The following is a 12,501-nucleotide window of genomic DNA, read 5'->3' as shown; positions in this document are numbered from 1 at the left end:
CGTATTTTTACGGTTCGGCACGCACGTTAGGGGGCGAGGCGCCCGCAGTCACGCCTTCGTGTTATGCGTATTTCCGGGTGTGGGTTACCCCCCGGAACGGGTGCCTCATTGCCGCCGTTGTGCTAGGCTGACGTGTCGGTAACCCGGAGAGATTGTTGAGCGGCGCTTCCCCCGACCCCACCAAATCCGCGCGCGAGCCGGATGCGTTCGCGCGGCTGCAACTGACGCAGGCCCTGCAACGGGCTCAGTATGCGATTGCGTGGGAGCGTGCATGGCCGGGTATTGCCCGGCTCTTGTGCGTCGTCGGACTGTTTCTGGTGGCGTCCTGGGCCGGGCTGTGGCTGGCGCTGCCGTTCCTGGCACGCGCGATCGGCATCGGCCTGTTCGCCCTCGCAGGCTTGGCCGCGCTGTTCCCGCTGGTGCGGTTTCGCTGGCCGAGCCGCGAAGAGGGCTTGAGCCGGCTCGACCGCGGTACCGGCATCCGCCACCGCCCGGCGACCGCGCTGACCGATACGCTTCAGTCCAGGGATCCGATCGCGCAGGCGCTGTGGCGCGAACAGCGCGAGCGCACGCTGGCCTCGATCAAGCGGATCCGCGCCGGGCTGCCTTCGCCGCGATTGCCGATCCACGACCCCTGGGCGCTGCGCGCGCTGGTCATGGTGATGCTGGTGGCCGCCTATTTCGCCGCCGGCGACGAGCGCAGGATGCGCATTGCCGCCGCGTTCGACTGGAACGGCGTGCTGGCGCCGGCCAACGTCCGGGTCGATGCCTGGGTGACCCCGCCGCTCTATACCGGCAAGCCGCCGGTCATTCTGTCCGCCGCCAACCGGGATGCGGCCTCGCCCGATAGCGGAGCGCCGTTGCCGGTGCCTGCCGGCAGCACGCTCCTGGTGCGCTCCAGCGGCGGCACGATCGACGTCGTGGTTGGCGGGGGCGTGACCGAGGTCGCGCCGAGCGAGCAGGCGCCGAAGGGCACCAACGAACGGCATTTCAAGATCACGGCCGATGGCAGCGCGCATGTTCGTGCGCCGTCCGGCCAGCCGCTGTGGCGGTTTGCGGCCACGCCCGACCGGGCGCCGAGCATTTCGCTGGCCAAAGATCCCGAACGCCAGGCCCGCGGCTCGCTGCAGATGTCCTACAAGCTCGAGGACGATTACGGCGTCACCGAAGCCCGCGCGCAATTTACCGCCCGCAAGCCCGATGCGGCCAAGCCCGATTCAGCCAAGTCCGATTCAGCCAAGTCCGATTCAGCCAAGGATGATGCGGCCAAGGATAAGGACGGCAAGGCCGCGCCGCGGCCGCTGTTCGATGCGCCGCAGTTTGCGCTGGTGCTGCCGAATGCGCGCACCCGCAACGGTGTCGGCCAGACGGTGAAGGATCTCAGCGAGGACCCTTACGCCGGCGCCGATGTGACGCTGACGCTCACGGCCAAGGACGAGGCCGGCAATGAGGGCAAGAGCGAGCCGCACAACATGCGGCTGCCGGAGCGGCTGTTCACAAAGCCCTTGGCGCGCGCCCTGATCGAGCAGCGCCGCATCCTGGCGCTCGACGCCAACCAGAACGCGCAGGTCTATACCGCGCTCGACGCGCTGATGATCGCGCCGGAACTGTTCACGCCCGAATCCGGTCATTATCTCGGTCTCTTCAGCGTCAAGCACCAGCTCGAGGCGGCGCGCACCGACGACGCGCTGCGCGAGGTCGTTGCCAGCCTGTGGGCGCTGGCGGTGACCATCGAAGACGGCAACATCACCGATGTCGACAAGGCGTTGCGCGCCGCCCAGGAGGCGCTCAAGCAGGCGCTGGAGCGCGGCGCCACCGACGAGGAGATCAAGAAGCTCACGGACAATCTGCGCGCCGCGCTGGATAATTTCCTGCGCCAGCTGGCCGAGCAGTTCCGCAACAATCCGCAGCAACTGGCGCGCCCGCTCGATCCCAACACCAAGATGCTGAGCCAGCAGGATCTCAAGAGCATGCTCGACCGGCTGGAGCGGATGTCGCGTTCCGGCGACAAGGAGGCCGCCAAGCAATTGCTCGAACAGCTGCAGCAGATGCTGGAAAACCTGCAGATGGCGCAGCCCGGCCAGGGCGGCGACAACGAGATGGAGCAGGCGCTGAACGAACTCGGCGACATGATCCGCAAGCAGCAGCAACTGCGCGACAAGACCTACAAGCAGGGTCAGGATTCCAGGCGTGACCGCATGCGCGGCAAGCAGGGCGACCAGAGCATGGGCGACCTGCAGCAGGACCAGCAGGGCCTGCGCGACCGGCTGAAGAAACTGCAGGAAGAGCTCGCCAAGCGCGGCATGGGCCCGGGCCAGCGCGGCCAACAGGGCCAGCGCGGCGACCAGCAGGGTCAAGGCCAGCAGGGTCAAGGCGGCGAGCAGGGCGACGGTGAGGACGGGCTGGATCAAGCCGATTCGGCCATGGGCGATGCCACGGGCCGGCTCGGCGAGGGCAATGCGGATGGCGCGGTGGACTCGCAGGGACGCGCGCTGGATGCGCTGCGCAAGGGCGCCCAGAGCCTTGCCGAGGCGATGCAGCAGGGCGACGGCGACCAGCCGGGCGATGGTCCGGGCAACCCCCGGGGCCGCCAGCAGGGCGCGCAAAACTCCACCGATCCGCTCGGCCGGCCGATGCGCAACAACGAATTCACCGACGACTATACGGTGAAGATCCCCGGCGAGATCGACGTGCAGCGGGTGCGCCGGATTCTGGAAGAATTGCGCCGCCGCCTCGGCGATCCGTCCCGTCCGCAGATTGAGCTCGACTACATCGAGCGGCTCTTGAAGGATTATTGAGCGCTTTTGCGGAGCACGCCGCTGTCGTCACCCGCGAAAGCGGGTGATCCAGTATTCCAGAGACGTTAACGATTGAATCGAGAAGCCGCGGCGTACTAGATCCCCGCATTCGCGGGGATGACGAGCGGGGGTATGGCGAAACCGCCGACCACTTCCTCGACTATACGTTCTTCTTCGCCGCCAGCGCATCGGCCACAGCCGTGCGGATGTCGTGCACCGAAAACGGCTTCGTCACCACGTCCTGCACGATGGCGTTGAGGCCGGAGGCGCGCTCGCGCTGGTCGGCAAAGCCGGTCATCAACAGGATCTTCAGGTCGGGGAAATCGCGCGCCGCGGTCAGCGCCAGCGCGATGCCGTCCATGACCGGCATCTGGATGTCGGTCAGGAGCAGATCGAACAGGCCCCCTTCGCGGGTCAGGATATCGAGCGCTTCGGCGCCGTCCTCGGCAGTGACGGTGTCGTGGCCGTCCATGGCGATGGCGCGCGCCACCAGCGAGCGCATGGAATCTTCGTCGTCGGCAATCAGCACGCGGGACATGTCGTATCTCTCGCCTCAGCGGAACAGCCGGCCGCGTTCAGGCGTGGCCGGCCAGATCCCGCTTGTTGAAAAAGCGTACGTCAATATTGCGGCCTTCGGGCGGCGGCGAGGCCAGCCGCGACTTGAAATAGGCGCGCTCGCCGGGCTTGAGCACCGGCTGCTCCAGCACCGCGTTCCAGGCGTAGATCTCGGTGCCCTGCGCGTCACGGACGGAGAAGCGCAGCCGCGGCAATTCGACCGGCTTTTTGGTCTCGCCGACGATCACGCCCTCGATGACCAGCACCGGCTTGCCGTCCACGGTCTCGTTGCTGACCTTGATGTCCTTGAAGGCCAGCCCGCGCAGGTTCACCTCCAGCCCGACCATCTTGTAGAACGTCGCGGTCTGCGGCAGCAGCCGCACGACATCGCTGCGCCAGATCATCAGCGCCAGCACCAGTGCGCCCATCGCGGCGCAGGCGGTCGGCAGGCCGACGACCGGCAGGAACGGAATCCGGGGCAGGGAGGGCAGCCGGAACAGACGGGCCAGCCGCGCGCGGTGCGTGGTGACCGGAATTTCCTCATGGTCCTCGGCATCCTGCCGGACGGCCGATGTCCAGTCGCTGCCGCCCTGCGACGCGCCCTCGCCCTCGGCCGGCCAGCCGGCCGAAATCGAGGGGCTGTCCACTACCGGGGTGTCCTGCGCCTCGTCCTCGCGAGCCATAGCCTCCCATTCGTCCGCGGCCGAATGGCTCGATTGCGCCGGGCCGGGCGGAGGACTTGGCATGGCCGCCGGCGCGGCTTCCGCCAGTTCGATCGCGTCCTCGGGCCGCGCCAGCCAGGTTTCCTTGCAGCGGGAGCAGCGGACGGTGCGTCCCCCGGCCCCCAGGGTAGCCGGATTGATCGCGTAAGATGTTGTACAATGGGGGCAAACGATATGCATGGAGCCCATCTCACCAGTGTCTTTGCCCGGATGCTACATAGCGACTGTTAACGAATCGGAAACCATAACGGTCGCACAACCGTTTTGTCCGGTTAGTACCCAAACCAGCGGGCTACGAGCCCGAAATTCAGGTTCGGGCCCAGGTTCAGGTTCACGTCCGGGGTTTCCGGGCACGGTCCATATCGAGCGGAGCTGAGCTTGGTTCGGTTCGAAAATGTCGGTTTGCGCTACGGGCTCGGCCCGGAGATTTTGCGCGACCTCTCCTTCATGATTCCGGCCCATTCCTTCCAGTTTCTCACCGGCCCCTCCGGCGCCGGCAAGACGTCGCTGCTGCGGCTGTTGTTCCTGTCGCTGCGGCCGACGCGCGGCCTCGTCAACCTGTTCGGCGAGGACGTCTCGCTGCTCGGCAAGGATCAGGTTGCGAACATGCGCCAGAAGATCGGCATCGTGTTGCAGGATTTTCGCCTGCTCGACCACATGACGACCTATGAAAACGTGGCGCTGCCGTTCCGCGTGATGGGCCGCGACGAATCCAGCTATCGCCGCGAGGTGATCGACCTGTTGCGATGGGTCGGCCTCGGCGAGCGTATGGATGCGCTGCCGCCGATCCTGTCGGGCGGCGAGAAGCAGCGCGCCGCGATCGCGCGCGCGGTGATCTCGCGGCCGCAATTGCTGCTGGCGGACGAGCCGACCGGCAGCGTCGACCCGACGCTCGGCCGGCGCCTGTTGCGGCTGTTCATCGAATTGAACCGGCTGGGCACCGCTGTCATCATCGCGACCCACGACATCACGCTGATGGACCAGTACGAGGCGCGGCGGCTGGTGCTGCATCAGGGACGGCTGCACATCTATGAGTAGGGTTGGCGACGAGCATGGACCGCTGGTGGACCTCGGCAACGAGCGCCCGCAGGTGCCAGCGCAGGCGCGCAACATGTCGCCGATCGTGCCGCGAGCCTCGATCTCCGGCCGCGCGCTGGTCGCCGTCGTCGCCATCATGACGTTCCTCGCGTCCATCACCACAGGCACGGTGTTTCTGATCAGCGCATCGGCGGCGGAATGGCAGTCGGAAGTCGCCAGCGAAATCACCGTTCAGGTGCGCCCGTCGGCCGGCCGCGATCTCGATCGCGACGTAACCGCGGCGGCGGAGGCGATGCGGACGCAACCCGGCATCGTCCAGGTCAAGCCATTCAGCAAGGACGAATCGGCGAAATTGCTCGAGCCCTGGCTCGGCAGCGGGCTGTCGATCGAGCAGTTGCCGGTGCCGCGCGTCGTCGTCGCGCGCGTGCAGCCCGGCACCACGCTCGACCTCGCAGGCCTGCGCAAGGCGGTGATGCAGGTGGCGCCATCGGCGAGTGTCGACGACCACCGCGCCTGGATCGAGCGCATGCGCTCGATGACCGGGGCGACGGTGTTTGCCGGCATCGGAATCCTTGCGCTGGTGATTGTGGCGACGATCATCTCGGTTTCGTTCGCGACCCGCGGCGCGATGGCGGCTAACCGCCCGATCGTCGAAGTGCTGCACTTCGTCGGCGCCGGCGACCGCTACATTGCCAACCACTTCCTGCGGCATTTCCTCAGGCTCGGGCTGGAGGGCGGGGTGATCGGCGGCGGCGCCGCGATGCTGGGTTTCGGCTTCTCCGAATCGATCGCGAGCTGGTTTTCGGGTACCCCCGTAGGCGATCAGTTCGCAGCGCTGCTGGGGACGTTTTCGCTGCCGCCCTCGGGTTATCTGGCGCTCGCGGTGCAGGCCGTGGCGATTGCGGCCATCACCGCCTGGGCCTCGCGGCGAACGCTGTTTGCCACGCTGGATGATATCGATTGATGTGGCCAATGGCGGTTTGGAGTGAAGCAGGTCACGGACTTGTCGCTGGCGGCGGGACTCCACTTCGCGTGAAAACGTTCTAGAATTACAGGGGAAGAGGACCGTCGGACTACATGGATTTGCAGCACGCCGATAGCACGCCGAGAGCCGCGCGACCGCGCGGGTTGCTGCGCGCGATCATCGTTGGCTCCATGGCGATCCTGTTCGTCGGCGCGGCGGTGGGCTTCATCGCCTTTCTCTCGCAATTGCGCGGCGTCGAGATCAAGCCGGCGCGCACCGCCGACGGCATCGTGGTGTTCACCGGCGGTTCGTCGCGGGTGTCGGATGCGATGGAATTGCTGGCCGCGGGCTACGGCAAGCGGCTGTTGATTTCGGGCGTGCATCCGACCAACGCCGTCAGGGACATTTCACGCTCGCTACCCGACAATCAGTCGCTGCTCGGCTGCTGCGTCGATCTCGACCGCTCCGCCGTCAACACGCGCAGCAATGCCGCGGAGACGCGGCGCTGGGCCCGCGAGCGCGGCTTCAAGTCGCTGATCGTGGTGACGTCGAACTACCACATGCCGCGAGCCATCCTGGAACTGTCGCACGCGATGCCGGACGTGACGCTGATTCCATTTGCAGTGATCGGCGACAGATGGCGCGACGAGCCGTGGTGGACCAGCGGCGCGACGCTGCGTCTGTTGCTGTCGGAATATGCGAAATACGTCGCCGCCGAGGTGCGCGTGCGGCTGGCCGATGTGGGTGTCGAACTGACGTCCGACCCCTCCGATCAGCCTGCGCCGGCGCCGCGCCGGCCGGCGACGGCGCAAGCCAACTGAGCGGCCGTTCGATTTGGGTCCGCCGGCGCCGGCGGGTTATTGCCCGCTGACGGCTCTCTTCAGTCTTCGCCAGGGCGCTGCGACTGTCTCCCGCGCAAGATTGGCAATCGACTTGTCGTTCACGATGAGGCGGACGTTCGATTTTATGCTTGAGCACGCCGCGTCAGCCTGTGCGGCGGTGACCGGGATCGTTGCCTCATCGTTTGCGAAGCCCGATGTCGCGATGCGGGCAGCACCCGGAATTTCATCGGCGCCCAAGTGTATAGCCCTGCACACGTCCGCAGGCGCAGAATGCAGGTCGAGGATCCATTCGCGTTTGCCCCGCGTGACCGCGGCCTCCCCCCACGGCCATGCCAGTTGTCGATCCCTGATGAAAATAGCTGGCACGGCGACGCCAAGCTTGCGCAGCGCCTCCAGGGTCACCTGCCCCTGTGAGTTCTCGGTAACCTTGTCCAGACCGTCGATCAATTCGGCTAGCTGAGCGAGTAACCGGCCGGTTGCGGGAGGGGGGGCGGATGCAGCGCCACGGGCCGGTGCATCGGACGCGATGATCCGGATCATTTCCGAATCTGGATTCGAACATGCGAACTCGGCGCCTTCAGCTGTCACGGGAATATCGGTCTCGTCCCGCGCTGCACCCGACGCCGCAATGCGGATGACGCCTGGGACCTTGTCGGCATGGAGATGAATGGCCTTGCACATTTCCCTTGGAACGGAATACAGGTCGATCAGCCATCTGCGTCCATCGCGCGTGAGCACGACTTCGCCCCAGGGCGTCGCGAGCTGCTGTTCCCGCACAAACAGGCCCGGCACGGCGATCTTGCCTTGGCTCAGCGCCTGCAGATCCGCCTGCCCTTGAACATCCTCTGCAGTCCTCTGCAAGGTGTCGATCAACTCGGCCAGCTTTTCGAGAATCTGATCAATCGTCGGAGGAGGGGTGGTCGGCTGCTCGCTGTGGACGGATATTTCTGCGAGACGCTCATCGGAGCCGATCGCGAAGACCCTTACACCCTTCCTCAGTAGGCCAAGGCATTCCTCGGCAACGACCAGCGTAAACGAATTCGCCTTGCCGCTTACCGCCAGGTCGGTCGTCTGGGTCGCGCCGCAAATACGACCGCCCAACGCGATCAGGATGTCCCAGGGTTTGCCGTCCTGCGCCCCGCCCTGGATCCGCGCATCAATGCGGGCCGAAAGTCGGGGGCCTGCGATGTCAATGCTGGTCCCGATGAGGTGAACACGAGCTTCGGGCATGGCAATAAGTTCGAATTCGTTAATGTTGCGCCCCATATAGCCGCGGAATTTGCCGAGCCCATATAGGTCGGCCATCGACGTTCCCGCTCCAAACCACTCCAGCCGGCGTTTCAGGGTAGGATCGTCGCGGTGCTGCGTTGACTTTACCGTGTCGGCCGTCGCTGCATCACGAATGGATTTGACGAATGATTTGCCTTGCAGGCGTTCCGGAATCGAAACGCCGAGATAGTCGAGGATGGTTGGATAAATGTCTGTCGTGTATACCGGCTCGAGCGTTACTCTTCCGTCCGTCTGTCCCGGAAGTTTGACGATCATCGGGATCGCGAAGACGTCCGATTGGTGAGCTTCGCTGGGATTGCGCGGTCGTTCCCCCGGCCATAGCGAGAGGCCATGATCGGCGACAAAAGCGATGATCGAATGATCGTACTGCCCGTTCTTCTTCAACTGTGCCAACAGCTCGCCGAACAGCTTGTCCGCATGCATCGATTGAAGCAAATGGGCTTTATAGTCGTGCAGGAGCCTGGCATTGTCTTGGCCAAGTCTCGTGTCTTCGTGGTCGGCTAACGAAAGGTATTCACCCCATCGGGACGAGGGATAAGGACGTCCCGACGGATAGTTGTTCCAGCCATTGTGCGGATAGATGTTGTGGTAGATGGCGAGAAACGGCTTTTCGACATGTGCCAAAGCCGCGACGAATGCGTCATGATGCCGAGCGCCGCGCCATGACTTGAAAGCATCTTCGCCAAAGCGATTATGCCGCGTGCCGACCGACGGTAGCCTTGCGGTGAGCTGTCGGGGCGCCAACACATGCGCAAGGATGATCGCTACGTCGCGGGCGATCTTGCGGTGCCGGTTGTTGTCATCGCGCGAATCCGTCGTTTCCCCTAGCTGCTTGACCGGGTTCAAGTCGGTCGCGGATTGCAGGTCGAGAACGTTATAGCTCGGACCAAGTCGATGGAAGATATTCTCCGGATAGCTCTTGTAGGTCGCGGGCACCCCGTTCTCCCGTACTTGTCCCGCGAGAATGGATGGCACGGCGGCCTCGGTATGTCCGGACGTGGAACGCGCGTTTGGCAACCAGGTTGCGCCTTGCGCGAATTGGTAAAAGTTCGGAAATTTGTTTCGATCGATCAGGCCGTTTGCGTCGAGGATCGTGGTTAGCGGCAGTTCGTCGTAGATGATCAGGATGACGTTGGGCCGGTCGGCGGTTTCGATTTTTTCGGCCGGCGGCACTTCGGAAAACTGGATCACGCCCAAGTCGCGGGCATGGAGCAGCACGGTGACAGGGAAGATCACCGTCGCCACGGCAAAGAACCTGACAAATCCTTGAACTTTCGGCTTCGCGAACAACAGTGCCGCGAGACCGGCCGATAGGATCAGCAGCAGGGCGAACATCCAGAGCGGCACCTCGGGGCGCGTCGCGAACGGCAGGCTATGCACCAACTGGCGCGCCGCCATCAGCAAAGTCAGCGAGATGTAGAAGCAGAGGACCACGAACAACAGTGCGCTGCCGAGGTTCCGGTGCAAACGGTTGCCGAGCTCGACCAGCAGCCAGGTGACGACCGGCGGTACGATGTAGATGAGCAATATGCAGAACGTAAACTCGACGCTGCTCATCCTCCAGGCGACGAAAAAATTCAGCGTCTTCCCGGTCACGGAATAGAACGGCTGCGCGATGGCAATGGCTGACAGCGCAAGATGCAGCAGGAACGCGTTTTGTGCGCGCGCAGGGACCGCGCTTTCGGTTGCCATCACGTTCATGCCGCGCTCGGGGATGGAACCGGTGCCGGTTTTGGTTGCAGCAGATAAATCTGCCTGCGGCCTTCCTTGAGCAGTGCCGCATCGGCGATATCGAACATCGACGCGGCGATGGATTCGAACTGGGCCTGCGTATAGTCGGGATGCGCGTCTTTCTTGTTCTTCGTCAGGCGCAACGTCATCTCGTCCTCAGGTCCCACGAACTCCAGCACGACCGTGGCGTCGAAACTGCGGAGCCACTGCAGAAAATCCTGCATTGGAATATTCGCCGAGATCACCATGTGATGGATCAGCGCCAGGCACAGGATCAGGTCGGGCTTGCCGCGGCTGTCGAACGATTTCCTTTCCCGGCCGCGCCAGCCCTGGTCCGGTGATACGTTGCTCAGCGGCATCACCAGCGGCGTGATATTGCCCGGCTGTTCCGCCTTCAGGCGGCGGTAGAGCGTGTCGATGGCAAGCTCGTCCTCATCGACGGCGACGACGTGGTCGGCGTGGCTGCTGCACAGCCGTGCGAACGTTCCCGTGTTGCTGCCGAGGTCGTAGACCATACGCCATCGCTTGCCGCGGACATGCCGTTCGACGAAGCCCTGCTTTTCGGCCAACGATGCGTCATCGTAGGAATGGGTCGTCTCGTAGGCCGACCACGTGGTCTCGCCGCTGCCGCGGTTGAGCTTCGCCACCATCCGCCTGATGGATTGGACCATGCGCAGCGTCATCTCGCGCGTCTGCCGGACCGACCATTTTGCCGGCGCGGTGTTCGGTGCCGGCGTCCGCGCTTCGGCCCGCTTGGCGCGAGCCTGCAGGCGGGCATGCAGGTAGAGATGGGTGAAGACGCCGCGCCGGAAAATGTCGCGCGGTGAAATGAATTTCAGCGCCTCCTCGGGATCGACGCCTTCGAGATTGCTCCGCAAGAGCTGCGCAATCTGGATGTCGCGATGCGCCTTGAGCAGCAGGGGAATGATGAACATCATGCAGAACTGGCGATACCCTGCCCAGGAGTCGCCGTCGCGGTAGGGCTCGAATGACGAGACGTCGATGAAGACAGGCCGCTGCCCGCGCCATTGCATGTTGTAGGCGGAGCCATCCTTCAGCGTCCAGCCGTTCTCCAGCGCTTGCGAGAGTACGTCGAGATGCAGCAGCGCCGCATCCTTCAACATCCAGAACGGCCACTCATAGGGATACGAGATGAACGCCAGCCGCTCGTGCCGCACGACGCCGGCCCAGCGGCCGGAGAGCTGCGCCATGATCTCCGGGCGGTCTTCCGTCTCGGTGGTGACGACCGCGCCGCTTTCCACGAGCCGCTGAAAGAACGCCGTTTGCCGGAGCTGATGCCAGTTGGCGGTTGCTTCCGCACTCAAGCTCCGCAACACTTGGCCGTCGTGATAGAAAATTCGATTGCTCGCGTCGCGAAATGAGCCGTGCTCGGGGGTCATGTCCTTCGGATTCTATTGGTCGCGGCGGCGGGTCATTGCATCGGTTCGAGGGCGACCTCTTCAGGTCTCGTTTCAGAAAGTCTCGCGGATGACGCGATCAGTCCTTGGTCCGCGCGGCAGCATCGCCGACTTCGGGTCGGTTCCTGCGGAACAGGGTGGTCGCCTTGTGGAAGTAGCCCTTCAGCGTGTAGGTCGTCGCAGCCAGCACGCCGAGGATGGCGGTCAGGAGCATGCTGCCGGAACCCGGATCCAGATAGGCGAAGCTCGGGCCGATCGAAATCAAATAGAACGTGCTGCCAAGCAGGGCTGTCCAGGCGACGTTCTTCGGGCTTGCGGTCATTCCGGCGGGCCTTTGGCAGACGGGTTCGACAAGGAATCAGGGATCTTACTGATTGTAACGGAAGTGTGAAATTCTACCAAGAAGCGAAACAGTTAGCAATTTCAGAGACGGCGCGGGGGATGACCAATCGCGGAACCGTGCGCGCCGGGCGAGGCCGCGTCTTCTGCGCTTGAAGGATGGATTGGATGCTGGTTGTGCAGCATCGCCGCGAGCCGGTGCAGCTGGGAATCGCGAAAGCCTTCCGCCTCGATCGCCTTCACGGTGGCCAGAACATAGTCGCGATTGACGCCGGACTGGCCGTGCCCCTGCAGCACGTGGCGCAACTGCTCGGTGAGCGACAGTCGCCCGGCATATTGCGTGTGGCCGCGATCGACCACGTAGACCAGCGCGCTGACGCGTTCGCGCGCCTCGTTCTCCAGCCAGACCGATCGTTTCACCTCGCGATACACCGAGGTGACCTGCTCGCGTTCGCGCAAATAGGCGATGGTCGCGGCGCTGTGCTTTTCCGCAATGCGGAACGCGATGCCGCGGCAGGCGCCGCCGCGGTCGAGCCCGAGCACGAGGCCCGGCTTCTCCGGCGTGCCGCGATGGACGAAGGAATAGACGCAGAGCGCGCGGTGTTCCCCGATCAGCCGCGCCGGCACCCGTTCGATGAAGTCGAAGCCCGGGCGCCACATCAGGGAGCCGTAACCGAACACCCAGAGGTCGCCTGTCGAAAATTCCGTATCGTTGAGTGTAATCGCGGACATGCCCTCGCACCGCTACCAGAACGGACCGGCAAAGCGAAGTGATTTCAATGCCTTTTGTTGTGGGAAGCGGAT

The 12,501-nt window shown here is 64.3% G+C and carries 10 protein-coding genes; 4 read left to right on the top strand and 6 right to left on the bottom strand.

All coding sequences use genetic code 11. From position 1 onward, the window contains the following. Nucleotides 1-155 precede the first annotated feature (155 nt). Entirely contained in the window at nucleotides 156-2,798 is a 2,643-nt protein-coding gene (locus LMTR21_RS34415) for a TIGR02302 family protein (RefSeq protein WP_065751969.1), read from the top strand. 160 nt (nucleotides 2,799-2,958) lie between these two features. Here LMTR21_RS34415 and LMTR21_RS34410 read toward each other — a convergent pair whose 3' ends face one another. After that, entirely contained in the window at nucleotides 2,959-3,336 is a 378-nt protein-coding gene (locus LMTR21_RS34410; RefSeq protein WP_065751968.1) for a response regulator, read from the bottom strand. 37 nt (nucleotides 3,337-3,373) lie between these two features. After that, nucleotides 3,374-4,255: an MJ0042-type zinc finger domain-containing protein gene (locus tag LMTR21_RS34405; RefSeq protein ID WP_065752260.1), complete on the bottom strand. Its 882-nt coding sequence runs from the start codon at nucleotides 4,253-4,255 to the stop codon at nucleotides 3,374-3,376. A gap of 198 nt (nucleotides 4,256-4,453) precedes the next feature. Here LMTR21_RS34405 and ftsE point away from each other — a divergent pair, with 198 nt between their 5' ends. From ftsE to LMTR21_RS34390, 3 genes are all read left to right on the top strand, one after another. Beyond that, a complete protein-coding gene (ftsE, locus tag LMTR21_RS34400) occupies nucleotides 4,454-5,113 on the top strand; it encodes a cell division ATP-binding protein FtsE (protein WP_065751967.1) in 660 nt (219 codons plus the stop codon). Continuing rightward, entirely contained in the window at nucleotides 5,106-6,077 is a 972-nt protein-coding gene (locus LMTR21_RS34395; protein WP_065751966.1) for a cell division protein FtsX, read from the top strand. The genes ftsE and LMTR21_RS34395 overlap by 8 nt, the downstream gene beginning before the upstream one ends. Nucleotides 6,078-6,190: 113 nt before the next feature. Further along, on the top strand, nucleotides 6,191-6,898 hold the full coding sequence (locus tag LMTR21_RS34390) for a YdcF family protein (protein WP_065751965.1): 708 nt from the start codon (nucleotides 6,191-6,193) through the stop codon (nucleotides 6,896-6,898). A 36-nt stretch (nucleotides 6,899-6,934) separates the two neighbouring features. On the opposite strand, the gene LMTR21_RS34385 is transcribed toward LMTR21_RS34390, so the two are convergent. The 4 genes from LMTR21_RS34385 to LMTR21_RS34370 all read right to left on the bottom strand — a co-directional run bounded on the left by LMTR21_RS34385 (nucleotide 6,935) and on the right by LMTR21_RS34370 (nucleotide 12,429). After that, on the bottom strand, nucleotides 6,935-9,910 hold the full coding sequence (locus tag LMTR21_RS34385; RefSeq protein WP_065751964.1) for a sulfatase-like hydrolase/transferase: 2,976 nt from the start codon (nucleotides 9,908-9,910) through the stop codon (nucleotides 6,935-6,937). Further along, entirely contained in the window at nucleotides 9,907-11,340 is a 1,434-nt protein-coding gene (locus LMTR21_RS34380; RefSeq protein ID WP_065751963.1) for a class I SAM-dependent methyltransferase, read from the bottom strand. Before LMTR21_RS34380 ends, LMTR21_RS34385 begins: the two co-directional genes overlap by 4 nt. A 97-nt stretch (nucleotides 11,341-11,437) precedes the next feature. Further along, nucleotides 11,438-11,680, bottom strand: a complete 243-nt coding sequence (locus LMTR21_RS34375) for a hypothetical protein (protein ID WP_065751962.1) — start codon at nucleotides 11,678-11,680, stop codon at nucleotides 11,438-11,440. 101 nt (nucleotides 11,681-11,781) lie between these two features. Continuing rightward, a complete protein-coding gene (locus LMTR21_RS34370; protein WP_065751961.1) occupies nucleotides 11,782-12,429 on the bottom strand; it encodes a gamma-glutamylcyclotransferase in 648 nt (215 codons plus the stop codon). Nucleotides 12,430-12,501 lie beyond the last annotated feature (72 nt).

It is taken from the genome of Bradyrhizobium paxllaeri (assembly GCF_001693515.2).
GTDB lineage: Bacteria > Pseudomonadota > Alphaproteobacteria > Rhizobiales > Xanthobacteraceae > Bradyrhizobium > Bradyrhizobium paxllaeri.
Note: the sequence above shows the minus strand (reverse complement) of the source record. Positions and strands in the feature narration are given on the sequence as shown.